The 17,673-nt window shown below is 73.6% G+C and carries 19 protein-coding genes and 2 pseudogenes; 12 read left to right on the top strand and 9 right to left on the bottom strand.

Features of this window, described 5'->3' with window-relative positions:
- Positions 1-37 precede the first annotated feature (37 nt).
- Positions 38-130: pseudogene (locus ACIRG9_RS27155) on the bottom strand (hypothetical protein); the annotation flags it as partial.
- A 52-nt stretch (positions 131-182) separates the two neighbouring features.
- Between ACIRG9_RS27155 and ACIRG9_RS27150 the strand changes: the two are divergent.
- Entirely contained in the window at positions 183-791 is a 609-nt protein-coding gene (locus ACIRG9_RS27150; protein WP_402861709.1) for a hypothetical protein, read from the top strand.
- Between the two features lie 16 nt (positions 792-807).
- Here ACIRG9_RS27150 and ACIRG9_RS27145 read toward each other — a convergent pair whose 3' ends face one another.
- The gene (locus ACIRG9_RS27145; protein WP_402861706.1) at positions 808-1,296 is read right to left on the bottom strand and encodes a hypothetical protein; all 489 of its coding nucleotides are present in this window, start codon (positions 1,294-1,296) and stop codon (positions 808-810) included.
- Positions 1,297-1,560: 264 nt separating this feature from the next.
- Between ACIRG9_RS27145 and ACIRG9_RS27140 the strand changes: the two genes are divergently transcribed.
- The 3 genes from ACIRG9_RS27140 to ACIRG9_RS27130 all read left to right on the top strand — a co-directional run bounded on the left by ACIRG9_RS27140 (position 1,561) and on the right by ACIRG9_RS27130 (position 4,590).
- Entirely contained in the window at positions 1,561-2,181 is a 621-nt protein-coding gene (locus ACIRG9_RS27140; RefSeq protein ID WP_402862102.1) for a disulfide bond formation protein DsbA, read from the top strand.
- 3 nt (positions 2,182-2,184) lie between these two features.
- On the top strand, positions 2,185-3,429 hold the full coding sequence (locus ACIRG9_RS27135; RefSeq protein ID WP_402861703.1) for an MFS transporter: 1,245 nt from the start codon (positions 2,185-2,187) through the stop codon (positions 3,427-3,429).
- A gap of 114 nt (positions 3,430-3,543) precedes the next feature.
- Positions 3,544-4,590 carry a phosphotransferase family protein gene (locus ACIRG9_RS27130; RefSeq protein ID WP_402861700.1) on the top strand — a complete coding sequence of 349 codons (1,047 nt, stop codon included), beginning with the start codon at positions 3,544-3,546 and terminating at the stop codon, positions 4,588-4,590.
- A gap of 42 nt (positions 4,591-4,632) precedes the next feature.
- On the opposite strand, the gene ACIRG9_RS27125 is transcribed toward ACIRG9_RS27130, so the two are convergent.
- On the bottom strand, positions 4,633-5,187 hold the full coding sequence (locus ACIRG9_RS27125) for a class F sortase (RefSeq protein WP_402862099.1): 555 nt from the start codon (positions 5,185-5,187) through the stop codon (positions 4,633-4,635).
- Between the two features lie 186 nt (positions 5,188-5,373).
- Positions 5,374-5,877, bottom strand: coding sequence for a hypothetical protein (locus tag ACIRG9_RS27120; protein WP_402861697.1), 504 nt, complete (start codon positions 5,875-5,877; stop codon positions 5,374-5,376).
- Positions 5,878-6,140: 263 nt separating this feature from the next.
- Here ACIRG9_RS27120 and ACIRG9_RS27115 point away from each other — a divergent pair, with 263 nt between their 5' ends.
- Positions 6,141-6,356 carry a DUF6767 domain-containing protein gene (locus ACIRG9_RS27115; protein WP_402861694.1) on the top strand — a complete coding sequence of 72 codons (216 nt, stop codon included), beginning with the start codon at positions 6,141-6,143 and terminating at the stop codon, positions 6,354-6,356.
- A 312-nt stretch (positions 6,357-6,668) separates the two neighbouring features.
- On the opposite strand, the gene ACIRG9_RS27110 is transcribed toward ACIRG9_RS27115, so the two are convergent.
- Positions 6,669-7,046, bottom strand: coding sequence for a hypothetical protein (locus ACIRG9_RS27110; protein WP_402861692.1), 378 nt, complete (start codon positions 7,044-7,046; stop codon positions 6,669-6,671).
- Positions 7,047-7,059: 13 nt separating this feature from the next.
- The gene (locus ACIRG9_RS27105; RefSeq protein WP_402861689.1) at positions 7,060-7,929 is read right to left on the bottom strand and encodes a response regulator transcription factor; all 870 of its coding nucleotides are present in this window, start codon (positions 7,927-7,929) and stop codon (positions 7,060-7,062) included.
- A gap of 166 nt (positions 7,930-8,095) precedes the next feature.
- Here ACIRG9_RS27105 and ACIRG9_RS27100 point away from each other — a divergent pair, with 166 nt between their 5' ends.
- Positions 8,096-9,787: an AMP-binding protein gene (locus tag ACIRG9_RS27100; RefSeq protein WP_402861686.1), complete on the top strand. Its 1,692-nt coding sequence runs from the start codon at positions 8,096-8,098 to the stop codon at positions 9,785-9,787.
- A 170-nt stretch (positions 9,788-9,957) separates the two neighbouring features.
- Positions 9,958-11,244 (top strand): vanadium-dependent haloperoxidase, encoded by a 1,287-nt coding sequence (locus ACIRG9_RS27095; RefSeq protein WP_402861683.1) that lies wholly within the window; start codon positions 9,958-9,960, stop codon positions 11,242-11,244.
- A gap of 78 nt (positions 11,245-11,322) precedes the next feature.
- On the opposite strand, the pseudogene ACIRG9_RS27090 reads toward ACIRG9_RS27095, so the two are convergent.
- A pseudogene (locus ACIRG9_RS27090) lies at positions 11,323-11,828 on the bottom strand (pyridoxamine 5'-phosphate oxidase family protein).
- Positions 11,829-11,945: 117 nt separating this feature from the next.
- On the opposite strand from ACIRG9_RS27090, the gene ACIRG9_RS27085 reads away from it, so the two are divergent.
- From ACIRG9_RS27085 to ACIRG9_RS27075, 3 genes are all read left to right on the top strand, one after another.
- Positions 11,946-12,536, top strand: a complete 591-nt coding sequence (locus ACIRG9_RS27085) for a hypothetical protein (RefSeq protein ID WP_402861680.1) — start codon at positions 11,946-11,948, stop codon at positions 12,534-12,536.
- A gap of 165 nt (positions 12,537-12,701) precedes the next feature.
- Complete coding sequence (locus ACIRG9_RS27080; RefSeq protein ID WP_402861677.1) at positions 12,702-12,887, top strand: hypothetical protein; 186 nt, start codon at positions 12,702-12,704, stop codon at positions 12,885-12,887.
- 42 nt (positions 12,888-12,929) lie between these two features.
- Positions 12,930-14,195, top strand: a complete 1,266-nt coding sequence (locus tag ACIRG9_RS27075) for an MFS transporter (protein ID WP_402861674.1) — start codon at positions 12,930-12,932, stop codon at positions 14,193-14,195.
- Positions 14,196-14,316: 121 nt separating this feature from the next.
- On the opposite strand, the gene ACIRG9_RS27070 is transcribed toward ACIRG9_RS27075, so the two are convergent.
- Entirely contained in the window at positions 14,317-14,577 is a 261-nt protein-coding gene (locus ACIRG9_RS27070; protein WP_402861671.1) for a hypothetical protein, read from the bottom strand.
- An 84-nt stretch (positions 14,578-14,661) separates the two neighbouring features.
- Here ACIRG9_RS27070 and ACIRG9_RS27065 point away from each other — a divergent pair, with 84 nt between their 5' ends.
- Entirely contained in the window at positions 14,662-15,915 is a 1,254-nt protein-coding gene (locus tag ACIRG9_RS27065; RefSeq protein ID WP_402861668.1) for a lycopene cyclase family protein, read from the top strand.
- Between the two features lie 29 nt (positions 15,916-15,944).
- Here the strand turns inward: ACIRG9_RS27065 and ACIRG9_RS27060 are convergent, their stop codons facing one another.
- Positions 15,945-17,054: a serine hydrolase domain-containing protein gene (locus ACIRG9_RS27060; RefSeq protein ID WP_402861665.1), complete on the bottom strand. Its 1,110-nt coding sequence runs from the start codon at positions 17,052-17,054 to the stop codon at positions 15,945-15,947.
- A 129-nt stretch (positions 17,055-17,183) separates the two neighbouring features.
- On the opposite strand from ACIRG9_RS27060, the gene rnhA reads away from it, so the two are divergent.
- The gene (rnhA, locus tag ACIRG9_RS27055) at positions 17,184-17,660 is read left to right on the top strand and encodes a ribonuclease HI (RefSeq protein ID WP_402861662.1); all 477 of its coding nucleotides are present in this window, start codon (positions 17,184-17,186) and stop codon (positions 17,658-17,660) included.
- Positions 17,661-17,673: the final 13 nt, after the last annotated feature.

Below are 17,673 nucleotides of genomic sequence, written 5' to 3'. Positions count from 1 at the left end.
GAGGCACGCCCGGACCAGGCCCACGGTGCCGTCCGGGTCAGTCGGGTACGGCGTCCAGGTAGGTCCAACGGCAGTCCTCCCGGACGAAGCGGCTCTGCTCCTCCAGCGCGCCGGGCCGGCCCGCCTCCCGGTAATGGGCGCTCGAGGATGTTCTTGGCCGCGTTCACGTCGGCGTGGTCCTGGTGTCCGCAGGCGACGCGCCCGCGACGTACGCGGCCCTGCTCGACGAGCGGGAACGGCTCCTGCACGCCGGGCGGGATCCCCGGGCGACGCGCCTCGTCGAGCTGGCCGCCGAACAGGACTGGCTCGCCGCCCGAGCCCGACAGGTCGAGGCGGCCGCCCGGACCGCGATGGCCGCCCGGACCGCCCTCGCGGCGGTACGCGACCGCCTGGCCCGGGCGGACGGTTGGTCCACCTACGACACGTTCTTCGGCGGCGGGATCGTGGGCAGCACGATGAAGCACAACCGGATGGACGATGCCGCCGCGGCGGCCCGGGTCGCGGACCGGTGGCTGGCGGTGCTGCGTACCGAGCTGGCCGGCCTGCCCGGGGTCTGGGTCGCGCCGGAACTGGAGGTGGGCGAGTTGACCCGCTTCGTCGACATCTTCCTCGACAACATCTTCACCGACCTCGCCGTACGCGGCCGGATCCGGCGGGCGCAGGAAGCGGTCGACCGGGCCGGCACGGCGGTCGCCCGGTTACGGGACCGGCTCGCCACCGAGGCGGGCGAGGTGCACCGGCGCCACACCGCTGCCGCCGCCGAACGGGTCGGCCTGCTCACCGCCCCCTGACCGGGTCGGCCCGGCGTCAGCGGGCGCGCGTTCGGGCCGTACGCCGGTTGCCGAACGTCTCCATGGTGGTCGCCTTCTTCGCCGGCGTCCGGGTCTCGGCGATCCGGCGGGCCCGGGTGCTGGCCGCGGCCTTCTTCGCCGTGGCCTTGCGGGCCGTGCCCTTCTTGGCGGGTGCCTTCTTCGCGGTGGCCCGCGCGGCGGGTGCCTTCTTCGCCGCGGCCCTGGTGGCCGGGGCCTTCTTCGCCGTGGTCGCCTTCTTCGCGGCTGTCGCCTTGGCGGTCGGCCGTCGGGTGGGCGTGGCGGTGGTGGCCGCGATGTCCTTCTTCTTCGCGGCCCGGGCGGTCGTCGAGGTGGGCTTGCCGCCCGGCGTCTTGGCCGCGGTCGCCCCGGTCGCCCGTTTGGTGGCGGTCGCGACCTTCTTCGCCGCCGCCTTGTTCGGCATCGGGGCCTTCCGCGCCCCGGTGGCCTTCCGAGCGCTGCTGGGTCTGGTGGCGGCCTGGGCCATCGCTCCTCCCTCGTTGCTGCGCCGCGGCCCCGACGGGTGGTGGGTGCCGTCCGGCGGCATCGGGCCGACCGGCCCGCGCGGCGCGCGTGTCTTCCCGCCGCGCCAGCGGTCAAACACCGCGGGCCCCGTCCGTGCCGCCGGTTCGCCGAGCCACCGCTGGCCGACGATTGGCCCAATGATCGGCGCATCGATCGGCTCTGCTGGTGGGCCGCTTCTGGACATAGCGTCAGGTACGTGACCGAGATCGGACAGGGGACAGAGACGATGACGACGACCGCCGACATGTGGTTCGACCCGCGCTGCCCGTGGGCGTGGAACGCCTCCCGCTGGCTGCTGGAGGTGGAACGGGTCCGCGACGTGCGGGTCCGGTTCCACGTGATGAGCCTGTCCGTGCTGAACCAGGGCCGCGACGGGCTGGAGGAGTGGTACCGGGAGTGGCTCATTCCCGGAATGGGCCCGGTTCGGGTGGCCGTGGCCGCCGAGCAGAAGTTCGGCCCTGAGGCGCTGCGCGACCTCTACACGGCGCTCGGCAACCGGATCCACCACGAGCGGGCGCCGATCGGCCGGGAGTTGTACGTGGCCGCGCTGACCGAGGTCGGCCTGTCCCTCGACCTGGCCGACGCGGCCGACTCCACCGACCACGACGGGGCCCTGCTGGCCAGCCACCACGCCGGCCTGGAGCCGGTCGGCGAGGACCTCGGCACGCCGACCATCCACGTCACCGGTCCCGACGGCCGGGTGAACGCGTTCTTCGGACCGGTCGTGGCGCCGATCCCGCGTGGCGAGGCGGCCGGCCGGCTCTGGGACGGGGTGCTGCTGGTCTCCGGCACCGACGGATTCTTCGAGCTGAAGCGGGCGCGTACCCGCCGGCCGATCGAGCGCTGACCCGTGCCCGGCCGTCTGCTGCCCGAGCCCGGACCGGCGCGTACGCTCGCTCTGGCCCAACTGGCCAACTCGATCGGGGACGGGGCGTTCCTCGTCACCTCCGCGCTCTACTTCACCCAGGTGGTCGGCCTGTCACCCGGGCAGGTCGGGCTCGGGCTCTCCGTCGGCTGGGCGGTCGGTCTGCTGGCCGGAGTGCCGGCGGGTCACGCCGCCGACCGGCGCGACGCCCGTCTGGTGGCGGTCCTGCTGGCCGTCGCCACCGCGCTGGCTGTCGCCGCGTTCCTGCTGGTCCGCCAGCCGGCCGTCTTCGTCCTGGTCGCCGCCGTCTACGGCAGCGGCCAGACCGGCCTGGCGGCGGTGCGTCAGGCGCTGCTGGCCCGGCTGGTGGAGCCGGCCCGGCGTACCGAGGTGCGGGCGCGGCTGCAGTCGGTGGTCAACGCCGGTCTTGGTCTGGGAGCGGCCCTCGGCGGCCTGGCGCTCTGGACGCACACCGCCGTGGCGTACCGGTCGGTGCTCTCGATGGACGCGGTGGCCTTCCTGGCCGCGGCACTGCTGCTGTGGCGGCTCCCGGCGCGGCGACCCGAGCCGGCCCCGCCCGGGGCGGGCGGCGGGCGCCTCGCGGTGCTCCGGGACCGGCCGTACGCGCTGCTCACCGCCCTGAACGCGGTGATGATGCTGTACCTGCCGCTGCTCAGCCTGGTGCTGCCGCTCTGGGTGGCCCGGCGCACCGCGGCACCGTCCTGGCTGGCGGCGGCGCTGCTGGTGGTCAACACGGCGGCGGTGATGCTCGCCCAGGTGCGGGTCGCCCGGCGGGTGGTGGATCCGGCCGGAGCGGTGCGCTCGCTGCGGCGGGCCGGCGTCACGATGGTCGTCGCCTGTGGACTCTTCGCGCTCTCGGCCGCCGCCGCCACGCCCTGGGCGGCGGCGGTGATCCTGCTGCTCGGCGCCGGCGCCCAGGTGTACGCCGAGATGGCGCACGGCGCGGGTGCCTGGCAGCTCAGCTTCGATCTGGCACCGGCCGGCCGGCACGGCCTGTACCAGGGCTTCTTCGGCAGCGGGGTGCCGCTGGCCCGGATGCTCGGCCCGGTGCTGCTGACCTGGCTGATCGTCGACGGCGGTTCGGTGGGCTGGCTGGCCTTCGCCGGCCTCTACGCCGCCGCGGCGCTCGGGATCGGCCTGGTGGTGCGGGGCTCGGGACGGCCGACGTCGGCCGCCGCGTCCCGAGCGCCGGCCCTGCGGGCGGGGTGAGGATGGCCGGCGCCGCCGCATCCCGGGACTTCACGCGGCGGCGCCGGCAACTACCCTGGAGCGCGAGATGGACCTGTCGACGAAACATGCTGCAGTCGCGGCGGGGCGCGCCGGATGAGCCCCACCCAACGCCGCCTCGACCCGGACCAGGTCGGCCGCTACGTCGCGGCGTCCCTCGGTCCCACGCCCCGGATCACCGGATGCGGTCCGCTGAGCGGCGGCGGGTTCGCCGCCGTCTGGTGGGTGACCCTGGACGACGGGCGGGCCGTGGTGCTGAAGGTGGGACCGCCGCCGTCCGTGCCGCTACTGCGCTACGAGCACGACATGATCGGCGCCGAGGCCCGCTACCTGCGGCTGGTCGTCGAGCAGGCGCCCACCGTTCCGGCCGCGCCGCTGCTGCACCACGGCAGCGACCCGGTGCTGGGTGATTGGCTGCTCACCGGCCTGCTGCCCGGCCGCACGCTGTGGGAGCTGACCGAGGCCGGCGTCGACACCACCGAGGTCGAGGCCGAGTTCGGCGTCGCGCTCGCCACTCTGCACGGTGTCACCGGCGACCGGTACGGCTACGACGGCGGGCGAGCCTGCGCCGACACCTGGCGGGACGCCTACCTGGCCATGCTGGACGACATGCTCGCCGACGCGGCCGACTGGCGGGTGCCGCTGCCGCTGCCGGCGGTCCGGATCCGGGAGCTGGTCGACCGGCACGCCCACGTCCTCGACGTGGTACGCCGTCCGGCGTTGCTGCACTTCGACTGCTGGGCGGGCAACGTGCTCGCGGTGGACGTCCCGGACGGCACGCCCCGGCTCAGCGGCCTGGTCGACGGCGAGCGCTATCTGTGGGGCGACCCGCTGATGGACCTGGTCTCGCCGTTGCTGTTCCGGCGTACGGAGGACGAACCGGACCATCCGGTGGTGCGGGCGTACCGGACGGTCAGGCCGTTCCCGCTGGACGCCGGCGCATGCCGCCGGCTGGGCCTGTACCGGCTCTATCTGTACCTGCTGATGACCGTGGAGATGCCCAGCCGGGGGATCACCGCCGAGTCCGAGCCGTGGCGGGTCACCCGCCTGGCCGAGCTGCTCGACCAGGAACTGTCCGACCTCGACAAACCCCCGACCGGGTCTACGGCCAGCCCGAGCGGCGGAACAGCCGGTGCGGGGTGATCATGCCGGCGGCGGCCATCACCAGCGGCGCGTGACGCGGCGTCAACGGGTGGCGGTGGCGAACACCACGACGTTGTCCGGATAGCTGCCGGTACGCGGGTTGAAGCGGCCGCCGCAGGTGATCAGGCGGAGCCGCGGCTCCGCGTCGCCGCCGTACACCCGGTCGGTGGGGAATCGGTCCTTCGGGTACGCCCCGACGCCGTCCACCGTGAACGTGGCGACCCGGCCGTCGGCGCGGCTGACCCGTACCGTGTCGCCGGGGCGCAGCCGGCCCAGGTCGAAGAAGACCGCCGGCCCGTTCTGCGAGTCCACATGTCCCACCAGCACGGCGTTGCCCGCCTCGCCCGGGGTGGACCCCGGAAGGTACCAGCCGGCGATCTCCGGGTGGTCCAGCGGCGGCACCTCCAGCTCGCCGTCCTCGTCGGTGGCGACCGGGACGATCGCGGCGTCGACGCCGATGCGGGGGATGGTGACGCGGACCGGTTCGGAGCGGGGGAGTACCGGCCCGGACGGGCCGGAGGGTTCGGCGGTCGGGGCCACTGAGGTGCCCGGCTGCGGTGGCCGGAGGGCGGTGGTGCCGAGACCGGCGGCGACCATGCCGGTGCCGGTGGCTCCGGCGATCGTGACCGCGGCGACGATGGCGGCGGTCCGGGCCTTCGACGGCCCGTCTCCGTTGCTGCTCTTCGGCGACAGGTTCCACCTCCGGTCCGACGTGGGCGGCACCCGCGCCGGGATGACGTCCCGGCGCGGGCCTCCTCGCCCAGGGATGGTGTGGCGAGGCCGTCAGGCGGCGGTGGTGGCGCGCCGGCGGCGGCGCATCAGCACGTACGTCCCACCGGCGACCGCCGCGGCGGCCAGCGCGCCGCCCGTGACGAGCACCCCGGTGTCGCCGTTCTTGCCACCGCCACCGGCTGGGGCGCCGCCGATCGGGGTGGCGCCGATCGCGATGACGGTGAAGGTGGCCGTGCCGCCGTTGCTGCCATCTCCGCAAGTGGTGGTGACCGTGTACGTGCCGAGGGTGAACCCGGCGGTGAAGAGTTCGGCGCTCAGCCCGCCCCCGGCCGCGGCCGTGGTGGACCGGACGTTCTCGTCCCGGTCGGGCCCGGTGACGTGGAAGAGTGCGTCACCGCTCGCCGGGTTGCATTCCGTCGTGGTGAGTACGACCGTCCCGCCGACCGGAGTCGTGGCGGGGGAGACCGTGGTGTCCGCGAGCGCGGCGGCGGGGAGCAGAAGCGTGCCGATGCCCACGCCGACCGCCGTCGATCCGAGAATCTTCTGTGCCTTCATCCGCGTCTTCCCTCACTTTTCGTCCGCTGACTGCGTGGGACGCCGTTCGGGTGGCCAACTCCGTGACTAGCACCGGTGTGGCCAACACTAGGAGGGTTGCGGCGGTCACTCGGCGTAAATGAGAAATCTTCGTTGCCGTCACGTGTTTTCCCTGCCGCCCGCCAGGGGCGGACATGCCCGGCCAACCGGTGCCCCCGGCACCCGAACGCCGCGCGTGACAAATGGCCCTACCCGCGTCCGGCGCTGCGGACGACCATGAGAGCGTGAGCACCACCAGAGCGGCCCGACCGGCGGCGAGTTGTCCGATCCGTCCGGGCGAGCCCTGCACCCTCTGCCAGCTCGACGTCACCGGGCCGCAGGACTGCCCGCTGGTCTACCTCGTGATGGGGGACGACGAGCTGCGGGAGGGGGTGCACCGGTCCCGACTGGCCACGCCCGGGACGCACCGGCCTCGGCCGGTGCCGGCTGAGGACCGCTGACACTCGGCCAGGGACCGGCGACGTCAGCGGGCCGGCGGCGGCTCGGCCCGCACCAGGCCCACGTCGTACACGAAGACCACCGCCTGGATCCGGTCGCGCAGGCTGCTGGATTGGCCACGCCCGGCCCGGGTCATGGCTCCGCCATCCTCACCAAGCGAGCACGGAAGCTAGCCTCCTAGGATGCTATAGCGGATGTGACGATCCGGGAGGGGGGAGGCAAGCTGCCGTAGGGGCTACGCCTAGCGAAAGGCCGGCAGGACCGGGAACGCCTTCGGGGCCGCAGCTCCGGCTGCCTCGCCGCAGCGGCCGGAGTCAGCGCTCGGAAACGGGAGTGCCGAGCCGGCCGTCGCGTACCTCGCGGTCGGCGAGGGGCCGGTCCAGCCGGATCCGGACGGATCGGTGTTCGGCGATGTCGCTGCCGGACCACGACCAGCGCGAGGGCGGACGCATCGAGACGTGCAGGACGACTGTCCCGGCGTCCTCCCGCGCCACCGCCCGGTGCAGCACGAAGTCAGGGTGGGCCTCGACCAACGCCACGATCACGTGGGGATCGTCGGTGCGGTCGTACGCCTGGACGGAGACCTCCTCGGCGATCGGCCGGAGCAGATCTCGGACCACCGGCACCGCCCCGACCGCGAGCACGACGAGGAGCACGAGGGCACCCGCCCGAGGCCTCCGCCACTGCTTCATCGTTGCCTCCTGATCAGGGGAGCAGCCCGGCCCGGCGGGCCGCGACCACGACTTCCAACCGAGTGTGCGCGCCGAGCTTGCGCATCGCCGAGCGTAGATAGCTCTTCACCGTCTCCGGGCCTAGCCCGAGCTGCATCGCGGCATCGGCGTTGGTGCACCCCAGCGCCACGCAGGCCAGCACGTCGGTCTCCCGCGGCGACAGGGCCACCGCCGAGGCCGGGCGGTCGGGCCCCGCGACGGCGCCGGCGAGCCGGTCGGCGACCGCGTCGAGCCGATCGCGTAGCTCCGGGTCGTCGATCCGGCGCAGCAGCCCGCGCAGCTCGGCGTGCGCCTGCCGGACCTGCTCCCACTCCGGTCCGCCCCGGTCCCGGTCGGTGCGCGCCGGCGCGGTACGCAGGGCCGCCAGCGCCTTCCGGGTGGCGTCCCGGTCGGCGAGGCGCCGTTCCAGGTCCCGCCCGACGTCCACGGCGGCGGCGACCAGGCGGTCACCGAAGGGCAGCCGCTGACGGACCGCGCCGTAGAGGACGGCGCGCACCTCCCGGCCGGTCACCACCGGCACGGCCACCACCGAGCGCAGCCCCTCGGCGAAGACCGGCGTGTCGTACTCGTGGCTGATCGTGGGGGCCACCGGATAGTCGTCAACCCGTAACGGCAGACCGAGGGCGAGGACTTTCCCACCCAGGCCCGCACCGGCGGCGATGGCCAACCCGCGCAGCGCCCCCGTGGTGGTCCCGGCCAGCTCGGTGATAACCATCCGGTGCCGTCCACCGGGCCGCACCAGCCCACCGAAGGCGACCGGCAGCCCGGTACCACGGCGCAGGGCCAGCACGGCGCCCCGGATTTCGTCGGCATCGTCGCGGGGAAAGAGCCGCCCCACCGTCATCACCTCACCGGATTCGCCAGGCCGTTCGGCCACCCCCGTCCGGGGGTGGTGAGACGCACGTCACCCGATCGAGGATCAGGGTACTGCGCGCGGCCCCGTCCCCTCGTCGCGCGTCCCGGTCGTGCCTGGTGGCTCGGCCCCGAAGCAGACAGAGGAAGGAAACCCCATGGCCACCGCCAGCACCGAGGCCTTCCGCGCGGCGCGCGACTTCCTGCTCGCCCATCGCGAGGACCCCGAGACCGCGTACGAGAAGTTCCGCTGGCCGGCACTGGACGAGTTCAACTGGGCGCTGGACTGGTTCGACGTGCTTGCCGCGGAGAACGACGACACCGCGCTCTGGATCGTCGAGGCCGACGGGGGAGAGGGCCGCTGGTCGTATGCCGAGTTGTCCCGCCGCTCCAACCGGGTGGCGACCTGGCTTCGGGCACAGGGCGTACGGGCCGGCGACCGGCTGATCCTCATGCTCGGCAACCAGCTCGAACTCTGGGAGACCATCCTGGCGGCGATCAAGCTGCGCGCGGTGATCATCCCGGCGACGCCGCTGCTCGGCCCGGCGGACCTGGCCGACCGGCTGACCCGCGGCGCGGCCCGGCACGTGGTGGTCGGGGCGGAACACACCGACAAGTTCACCGAGACGCCGGGCGACTACACCCGGATCGCGGTCGGCGCGTCGGTCACCGGCTGGCACGCCTACGCCGACGCCTACCAGGAGCCGGACACGTTCACGCCCGACGGGGTGACCCGGACCGACGACCCGCTGCTGCTCTACTTCACCTCGGGCACCACCGCCCGGCCGAAGCTGGTCAAGCACACCCACGCCTCGTACCCGGTGGGCCACCTGTCCACCATGTACTGGATCGGGCTGCGCCCCGGCGACGTGCACCTGAACATCTCCTCGCCGGGTTGGGCGAAGCACGCCTGGAGCAACGTGTTCGCGCCGTGGAACGCGGGCGCCACGGTCTTCGTCTACAACTACTCGCGCTTCGACCCGAACGGGTTGATGGCGGCGATGGACCGCTGCGGGGTGACCAGCTTATGCGCGCCGCCGACGGTGTGGCGGATGCTGATCCAGTCGGACCTGACCCAGCTCCGAAAGCCGCCGCGCAGCGTGGTCGGCGCCGGGGAGCCGCTGAACCCGGAGGTGATCGAGCAGGTCGAGGCGGCCTGGGGAGTGACCGTCCGGGACGGGTACGGGCAGACGGAGACCACCGCGCAGATCGGCAACCCGCCCGGGCAGCCGGTGCGGCCCGGCTCGATGGGGCGTCCGCTGCCCGGGTACGTGGTGGCCCTGGTCGACCCGGTGACCGGCGAGGCCGGCGAGGACGGGGAGGTCTGCCTCGATCTTGCCCACCGGCCGACCGCGCTGATGGCCGGCTACCACGACGACGCCGAGCTGACCGCCACCGCGATGCGGGACGGCTACTACCACACCGGGGACATCGCCGCCCGGGACGCCGACGGCTACCTGACGTACGTGGGGCGCACCGACGACGTGTTCAAGGCGTCCGACTACCGGGTCTCACCGTTCGAGCTGGAAAGCGCGTTGTTGGAGCACGAGGCGGTCGCCGAGGCGGCGGTGGTGCCGTCGCCGGACCCGGTACGCCTGGCCGTGCCGAAGGCATACGTGGTGCTGGCCCCCGGCTGGGCCGCGGACGAGAAGACCGCGGCGGCGCTCTTCGCGCACTCGCGGGCGCGGCTGGCGCCGTACCTGCGGGTGCGGCGGCTGGAGTTCGCCGAGCTGCCGAAGACCATCTCGGGGAAGATCCGCCGTACCGAGCTGCGCGCCGCCGAGCGTGACAAGCACGCCGGGGCCGAGGCGCGGCCGGCCGGCGAGTACCGCGAGGAGGACTTTCGGTGAGCCGCCCGTCGTAGTACGGCCAGCGGGGTTTCTGAGGCCGCTGCTCCTCTGACGGCACCCACCTGCCCTATCGACCAGCGCGAATGCCAGCGCCTATAGTCGTGATTGCTCAATGCTGTGACCCCGTGGCACGGGGTGAACTGGTGGGTCAGAAGCGCTGAGGAGAGAACATGACAAGCAGGGTTCGCACCGTGCGCAGCGCGGCATCCGCGGCTGTCGCCGCCGTTCTGGTCACCGGGTTCGCGCTCGCGACAGCGCCGCCGGCCGCGCAGGCGGCGCGCGCGACCGGGTCCGCGCAATCCGTCCTCACCTGGGATCTTCATGCCGAGACGGCGATCTGGGACACCGCCGGCCAGGCGCCGCAGGTGCAGTCGCGCGGCGCCGCGATGGTGCACGGTGCCATCTACGACGCGGTGAACGCCATCGCCGGCAAGCCGTATCAGCCGTACCTGGCCGCGCCCCGGGCCGACGGGTCCGAGTCCGTTGACGCCGCCGTGGCCGCGGCGGCGTACCAGGTGCTCGACGCGATCTTCCCGGAGCAGCACGACGCCCTGCGTGCGAAGTACGACGAGTCGCTCGCCGCGATTCCAGACGGTCCTGGCAGACGGCGGGGGATCGACGTCGGTGTGCAGGCAGCGGCCGCGATGATTGACGCCCGGCGCGGGGACGGCGCGTTCGGACAGCAGACCTTCGCGGTGGGGACCGAGCCCGGCCAGTGGCGACCGACGCCGCCGTCCTTCGCCAACGATGGCGGCTGGGTCGGCCACATGAAGCCGTTCGTGCTTCCCCGCGCGTCGATCTTCCGCACGTCCGGGCCGCCCGCGCTCACCAGCGCGCAGTACGCCCGGGACTACAACGAGATCAAGACGGTCGGCTCGGCCACCAGCACCGTCCGAACCGTGGACCAGACCGAGGCGGCGATCTGGTGGCACGACCGGCGTCTCGGCGAGTGGGAGATCAAACGCCAACTCGTGACCACCCAGCGGTTGAACGCCCTCCAGGCCGCGCGGATGTTCGCGATGGTGGACATCGCCGAGGCGGACGCCGTCATCGCCTGCTTCAACGAGAAGGGGACGTGGAACCGCTGGCGGCCCGTCACGGCGATTCGCCTGGGCGACACCGACGGCAACCCCGCCACCGTCGCCGATCCCGCCTGGACCCCGCTGCTTGTCACGCCGCCGCACCCTGACTACACGTCCGGCCACACGTGCAACACCGGCGCCACCATGTCGGCGTTGGCGTACTTCTTCGGCCGGGATGACATTTCCTTCAGCGGCTACAGCAGCGATTCCGGCACGCGGCGGTACTTCCGCAGCTTCTCGCAGGCGCTCGCCGAGGTGATCAACGCCAGGGTGTGGGGTGGCATCCACACCCGCAGCGCCGACGTGCAGGGGGCGTGGATCGGGCTGCAGACCACGGCGTACCTGGTCCGGGACCATTTCCGCCCGCTGAAATAGCCGCCCCGCCGCCACCCGGGCCGTCCTGCCGCCCGGGGGAGCACCCGCGCGGCGCGGCAGAGGCGGATGGGCCGGGCGTCACGCCCGCCAGAACTGGCGGGGTGCGAAACCCTCGCGGCGCAGCCAGTGTTCCGTGTAGACGACCCGCTGCGCCGGCACCACGATCAGCGGCCCGGTCGGTGGCTCGTCCAGCGACCGGGACCGCTCCACGTGGTCGGACTGCCACCGGTACGCCGGCCAGTGCTGGTCGAAGTCCCGGTCGCCCGGGTGGAGCACCTGGGCCCGGCCGAAGATCTGCGCACCTCGGCTGCTGGCCTGCCCGACCAACGGCGCGAAGACCCCGATGGACACCCGCGGATCGGCGGCGATGTTACGCATCTTCGGCGAGGCCGCGCGGTGAACATCACGGTGAAGTTGAGGTGGAAGTAGCGTACGGGGGTGGCGAGGGGGCCGTCCGGGCCGGTGGTCGCGAGGACGCACATGTTCTGCGACGACAGCAGGTTGAGGATGCGCTCCTCGAGACGGTCCCGGTCGAGGCGGGCGGTGGGGGCGGGACCGGCGAGCCAGGCGTTGGTGACAGGCATGGCTGATCTTCCCATGCGACCCGTCGAATACTGGGGTGCGACCATGGGCGAGCATCGACCATCCTGACCCAATGGATCTCGACTTGTTCGGACCCGAGAGCCGCCGGAGGTGACCGGATGAGCGGTCAGGCGACCCGCGCGGCACTGCCAGCGTCGTTGGGCGGGGGCTGGGACGGCCTCACCCTCGACGTCGCCGCGCCCGCGCGCTCCGGCCTGCGGGCGGAGGCGGCCGGCGACGGACGGTTCCTGATCCGCCAGGCGGACCGGGTCGTCCTGCTGGCCCGGCAACACCCCCGGCACCACGGCGTCCACTACGCCCGGCCCGGCGGCTACCGTTCGCCGGTCCCGCCGATCACGGCGACGCTCGCCCGCCGGATCCGGGAGACCAGCGCCGACGGCACCATTTGGTCGGCTCGGTGGGCTCACCAGTTCGTCACCTGGCTTCGCCAGGCCGTTGACGGCCCGCTGCACCAGGGTTCCTGGGTGCTCGCCGACGGCATGCCGCACTGGGCGGTCCCCGGCCACTGGGAACGGCTGAGGCGTGTCGACCCGGATCGTGGCCACATCACCTGGTTCGGCTACGGCCATCCCGAGGACGATCAACGGGACGTCCTTCCGCTGCGGCAACTTGACCCGGCCGGTGCCGACCGCGTCCGCGCCTGGCGCCGGCAGGCTCGCGACGGCATGCTGCCGCCCGCACTGCTCTAGTGGGTCAGCGGCCTGAACACGCTGACCGTCCTCGACGGCCACGATCGGATCGTCGCCGCCCTGGCCGAGGGGAGGCCGCCGCAGGTCGTCGTCCTCGCCCCGACGGCCGATCCCAAGTGGCGTGCCGCCTGGCAGCGGCGCGAACAGCGCGCGTACGAGGAGCGGATGACCCGGGTCGCGGATGACGTCACGCCGGCTCGGCTCGCCAACATGTCGCGTGAGTTCGCCGCCTCGCTGCGCGACACGGTTCGTGCCGAGGGCCGGACCCGGGCCTGGCCGCTGCGCGGCGGCGTGGCCGAATGGGACCGGCTTTCGGCGCAGCTGGCCCAGGGCTGGATACCGGCACCGTAACCCGGTCGGCGGAAACCGTGACCGCTGGTAGGTTCGCTGGCCATGGCGGGGAACGCGGGGGAACGGCTGGACGGGCGCTTCGCACGGCTCTGGGCGGCCAGCACGATGTCCGCGTTGGGCAGCGGCATGGCTGTCGTGGCCGCGCCGCTGTATGTCGCGTCACGGACCGACGATCCGCTGATTGTGTCGGCGGGTGCCGCGGTGGCGTGGCTGCCGTGGCTGCTGTTCTCGTTGCCCGGCGGCGTCCTCGTGGACCGGCTGGACCGGCGGCGGCTGATGGTCGTCATCGACTGGGTACGGGTGGCCGTCCTGGTGGTGCTGGCCGCCGCGATGGTGACCGGCCGGGCCGGGGTGGCGCTGCTCTACGCGGTGCTGTTCGTGGTGAACACGGGCGAGGTGGTGTTCCGTACCGCCGCCCAGGCGGTCGTTCCGGCGGTGGTGCCCCGGTCGCGGCTGGAACGGGCCAACGGCTGGCTCGGCGGCGGCACCCAGGTCATGCAGAACATGGTCGCCGGCCCGCTCGGCGGGTTCCTCTTCGTGGTGGCCGCCGCCATCCCGTTCGGCGTCAACGCCGGCACGTACGCGCTCAGCGCCGTGCTGGTCGGCCTGCTCGCCGGCTCGTACCGCGGCTCGCCGGAGCCGGGCCGGCGCCGCTCGGTCCGCGCGGAGGTCGCCGAAGGGTTCCGCTGGCTGCTGTCCCAGCGGCTGCTGCGCACCATGACTCTGCTGATCGGCATGCTCAACGTCACCCTCACCGCGGCCCTCGCGGTGCTGGTGCTGCTGGCCACCCAACGGCTCGGCCTCGGCTCGGTCGGCTACGGCGCGCTGTTCACCTGCATGGCTGTCGGTGGGCTGCTCGGCTCGGCCGTCGGTGACCGGCTCGTCGCCACGATCACCGCCACCTGGACGATCCGCGTCGGCCTGCTGATCGAGGCCGGCCTGCACCTGGCCTTGGCCGCCTCGCGCAGCGCCGTGGTCGTCGGGGTGGCGCTGTTCGTCTTCGGGGTGCACAGCGCGCTGTGGAACATGGTGGCGAACTCGTTGCGCCAGAGGCTCACCCCGCCCGCCTTGATGGGCCGGGTGGGCAGCACGACACTGTTCATCGCCGCCGGTGGCAACTGCGTCGGCGCGCTGCTCGGCGGGGTGGTCGCCGCCAGGTTCGGGATCACCGCGCCGTACTGGGTGGGCTTCGCGGTCGCGGTGGTGGTGATCGCGCTGACCTGGCGGGTCTTCGACCGGGCGACGGTCGCCACCGCCTACGGCGAACCCAGGGTCGCGGCGCCGGGCACCCCGGCGAGCGTCGGCTGAGGAGGCCCGATGCCGTCGCTGTCCGTACCTCCGCTGTTCGCCGCCCTGGCCTGCCGTTCGCTCTGTCTCGATCGGCTGGAGCACCGTCGTGGGATGGCCACGACGGCGGTCGAGGCGACGCCTACCGGCCCTTCTTCAGCTTCTGGTAGAGCTGCTCAGGGTCCCGCACGAAGTCCATCTTCTTGTCCCGGGCCCGGGAGAAGTCGTCGATCATGTGCTGCACCTCGCCCGGGGTGAACCGCCGGTCCTCGTCACCCTCCTTCTTCAGCCAGTTGATCACATCGTCGTAGTTCTTCCAGTCCTTCTTGCCCATCAGGCGTTCGAGGTCGGAGATCTCGTAGTCCTTCTCCATGGCCTGGCTGGACGGATCGTGAATCTTCATGGCCTCGCTCCCTCCCGTGTCGGCACCTCGGTTTCCCGTGGCTGACCTGGGCAAACGGGCCCGGCGTGGGGTGCGCCGAGGGCCGTGTGGCAGCGTGGGCGGGTGGACGCATCCCCGGTCGACGTCGATCTCGCGCTGCTCGGCGGCGGTGGTGCCGCCGCCCTGGTGCTGGCCGCCCTGGACCGGCACGACGTCGCCGGCCTTCGGATCGCCGTGGTCGACCCGGTGCACAAGCGCGGCCAGGACCGCACCTGGGCGTTCTGGGGCACCCCCGGCGGCGAGTTCGACCCGGTGCTGAGCGCCAGCTGGTCGCGGGTCGACGTGGTGACGCCCGCCGGCCGCCGCGTGCTGCCGCTCGCCCCTCTGCGGTACGCGATGCTGCGTTCCGCCCCGGTCTACGACCGGGCTGCCGCCGCCGAGCGCCGGATCGGCGCGGTGCGGATCGGCGCGCCCGCCGGCGCGTTGCACGACGACGGCCACCGCGTGAGCGTCCACGACCCCGAAGGGCGGGTGCTGCTGCGGGCCGGCTGGGTGCTCGACTCGCGTCCCCGCCCACCGCAGCGGCCCGGGCGGACGAACTGGTTGCAGCACTTCCGGGGCTGGTGGCTGGCGGCCGACCGGCCCGTCTTCGACCCGGACCGGGCGGTGCTGATGGATTTCCGCACCCCACAGCCCGCGCGGGGTGTCTCCTTCGGCTACGTGCTGCCGGTCAGCGACCGCTACGCGCTGGTCGAGTACACCGAGTTCTCGCCAGCGGTGCTCGCCGACGCGGCGTACGACGCGGCGCTGCGCGGGTACACCGGTCGGCTCGGCCTGGACCTGGACACGCTGCGGGTGCGCGAGGTGGAGCATGGCGTCATCCCGATGACCGACGGGCCGTTCGTCACCCGCCCGTCGCCCCGGGTGGTCCGGCTCGGCACCGCCGGCGGTGCCACCCGCCCCTCCACCGGCTTCACCTTCTCAGCCATGCTGCGGCAGGCCGACCAGATCGCCCGTGCCCTCGCGGCCGGCGGGCCGCCGGTGCCGGCGCCCGCGTATCCCCGGCGACACCGGTGGCTGGACGCGGTGGCGCTGCGTGCCCTGGACCGGGGGCACGTCGACGGGGTGGAGTTCTTCACGCGGCTGTTCGACCGTAACCCGCCCGAGCGGGTGCTGCGGTTCCTCGACGGCGTCACCACCCCCGTGGAGGAGTTGGCGGTGATGCGGTCCACCCCGTGGCTGCCGATGACCGGGGCGGTGCTCGGTGACACCGTCGACCGGCTGCGCGACCGGCTGCGCCGCGCCGCCACCGGCGTGCCGGGGGCCGGGTCGCGGGCGGCGGGCCGGGCCGGCTCGTAGCCGGTGACCGACCGAGGCGCTCGCGCCGCCTACCGGCCGAGTTCCCGGGCGACGGCGTCCCGGACCAGCACCCGGAGCCGCTCCATCGGGTCGCCGTCGCCTGCGCCGAGCCGGTTGCGCACCGCCGCCACCGTCAGCCCCAGCCCCGGGTACGCGAACGCGAGGCTGCCCCCGCTGCCGGCGGTGCCGAACGAGCCGTCGTCGACCGCGTACCCGAGGCCGAAGGTGGCCTCCTGCCCGAACACCCACTCCTCGGCGCGGACCGCCACCGCCGACACCTCCCGCAGGCGCTCCGGCGAGATCAGTCGTACACCGTCGACCGGGCCGAGCAACGCCGCGTACATCCGGGCGACCGCGCGGGCGCTCATCGTGCCGACCGCCGGCACGTCGGCGCGCAGCACGTCGGGGCGGCTGCCGATCGCCGCGTCGGGTCGTACGCCGGGCGGGGCCACCGCGTCGAAGTTCGGCAGGTTGGCGCTCGCGTACGCGATCATCGCCGCCAGGCCGGCGTCCTCCAGCCGGGCCAGCCGGGGCAGGTCCGCCTCGGGCACCCCGAGGAACAGTTCCCCGGCCACGCCGAGCGGGCCGGCCACCTCCTCGGCGAGCACCTCGGAGATCCGCCGGCCGGTGACCCGCCGGACCACCTCCCCGACGAGCCAGCCGAACGTCCACGCGTGGTAGGCGAGCCGTGTGCCGGGCGCCCACCATGGCTGGGCGTCGGCGATCAGCGCGCACATCCGGTCCCAGTCGGCAAAGTCCTCGGCGGTGATGTCGGGCGGCAGCGCCGGCAGCCCGGCGGTGTGGGTGAGCGCGTGCCGCAGCGTGATGTGCTCCTTGCCGTGCCGGGCGAACTCCGGCCACACCTCGGCGATACGCAGGCCGTAGTCGAGCTGCCCCCGTTCGGCGAGGACGTGCACCACGGTGGCGGTGAGCCCCTTGCCGGTGGAGACCGCGTGCACCGGGGTGTCGGCCGTGAGCGGCCGCCCGGTGCCGGCGTCGGCCAGACCGGCCTGCTCCTGCACGATCGGCTGCCCGTCCAGATACGCGGCCACCTGCACGCCGGTCTCCCGTCCGGCAAAGACCAGGTCGTCGATCGTCTTCCGCACCTCGGCCCGTAGGCCGTCCCAGCGTCCGTCCACGACCGCTCACCCTGCCAGAGCGCCGGGCCGGTGTCGTCGGCATTTCTCGGCGGCGGGCCGGGGCGGTTCCGGCGCCCGCCCGGCGGGTCGGCTGGCGCGGCCGCTCGGCGTACCGGGTAGGTTGCCGGCATGGCGGAGGCGGCGACCGGCCGGGTCGTGGAGATCTGGACCGACGGGGCGTGCAGCGGCAATCCCGGCCCGGGCGGCTGGGGTGTGGTGCTGCGCTGGGGTGACCACGAGCGCGAGCTGTGCGGCGGCGAGGCGACGCCCACGACGAACAACCGGATGGAACTGACCGCCGCGATTCGCGCGCTGGAGAGCCTGACCCGCCCGGTCACGGTGCGCCTGCACACCGACAGCACGTACGTGCGCAACGGCATCACCGGCTGGCTCGCGTCCTGGAAGCGCAATGGCTGGCTGACCGCGGCGAAGCAGCCGGTCAAGAACGCCGACCTGTGGCAGCGGTTGGAGGCCGCCTGTGCCCGCCACGACGTGACCTGGCTCTGGGTGAAGGGCCACAACGGGCACCCGGAGAACGAGCGGGCCGACGCCCTGGCCAACCGGGGCATGACCGAGGCGCGGGCGGAGGCGGTCGCGGCCCGTTGACGCCGACGGTTTG

The sequence above is a fragment of the Micromonospora sp. NPDC093277 genome (genome assembly GCF_044765245.1).
Taxonomy (GTDB): domain Bacteria; phylum Actinomycetota; class Actinomycetes; order Mycobacteriales; family Micromonosporaceae; genus Micromonospora.
Note: the sequence above shows the minus strand (reverse complement) of the source record. Positions and strands in the feature narration are given on the sequence as shown.

What these genes read in the sequence shown, in the direction of transcription:
- ACIRG9_RS27095 (WP_402861683.1), top strand. Translation starts at nt 9,958, where the DNA reads ATGACAAGCAGGGTTCGCACCGTGCGCAGCGCGGCATCCGCGGCTGTC.
- ACIRG9_RS27130 (WP_402861700.1), top strand. Translation starts at nt 3,544, where the DNA reads ATGAGCCCCACCCAACGCCGCCTCGACCCGGACCAGGTCGGCCGCTAC.
- ACIRG9_RS27110 (WP_402861692.1), bottom strand. Translation starts at nt 7,046, where the DNA reads ATGAAGCAGTGGCGGAGGCCTCGGGCGGGTGCCCTCGTGCTCCTCGTC.
- ACIRG9_RS27085 (WP_402861680.1), top strand. Translation starts at nt 11,946, where the DNA reads ATGAGCGGTCAGGCGACCCGCGCGGCACTGCCAGCGTCGTTGGGCGGG.
- ACIRG9_RS27140 (WP_402862102.1), top strand. Translation starts at nt 1,561, where the DNA reads ATGACGACGACCGCCGACATGTGGTTCGACCCGCGCTGCCCGTGGGCG.
- ACIRG9_RS27145 (WP_402861706.1), bottom strand. Translation starts at nt 1,296, where the DNA reads ATGGCCCAGGCCGCCACCAGACCCAGCAGCGCTCGGAAGGCCACCGGG.
- ACIRG9_RS27075 (WP_402861674.1), top strand. Translation starts at nt 12,930, where the DNA reads ATGGCGGGGAACGCGGGGGAACGGCTGGACGGGCGCTTCGCACGGCTC.
- ACIRG9_RS27100 (WP_402861686.1), top strand. Translation starts at nt 8,096, where the DNA reads ATGGCCACCGCCAGCACCGAGGCCTTCCGCGCGGCGCGCGACTTCCTG.
- ACIRG9_RS27125 (WP_402862099.1), bottom strand. Translation starts at nt 5,187, where the DNA reads ATGGTCGCCGCCGGTCTCGGCACCACCGCCCTCCGGCCACCGCAGCCG.
- rnhA (WP_402861662.1), top strand. Translation starts at nt 17,184, where the DNA reads ATGGCGGAGGCGGCGACCGGCCGGGTCGTGGAGATCTGGACCGACGGG.
- ACIRG9_RS27080 (WP_402861677.1), top strand. Translation starts at nt 12,702, where the DNA reads ATGACCCGGGTCGCGGATGACGTCACGCCGGCTCGGCTCGCCAACATG.
- ACIRG9_RS27105 (WP_402861689.1), bottom strand. Translation starts at nt 7,929, where the DNA reads ATGACGGTGGGGCGGCTCTTTCCCCGCGACGATGCCGACGAAATCCGG.
- ACIRG9_RS27120 (WP_402861697.1), bottom strand. Translation starts at nt 5,877, where the DNA reads ATGAAGGCACAGAAGATTCTCGGATCGACGGCGGTCGGCGTGGGCATC.
- ACIRG9_RS27070 (WP_402861671.1), bottom strand. Translation starts at nt 14,577, where the DNA reads ATGAAGATTCACGATCCGTCCAGCCAGGCCATGGAGAAGGACTACGAG.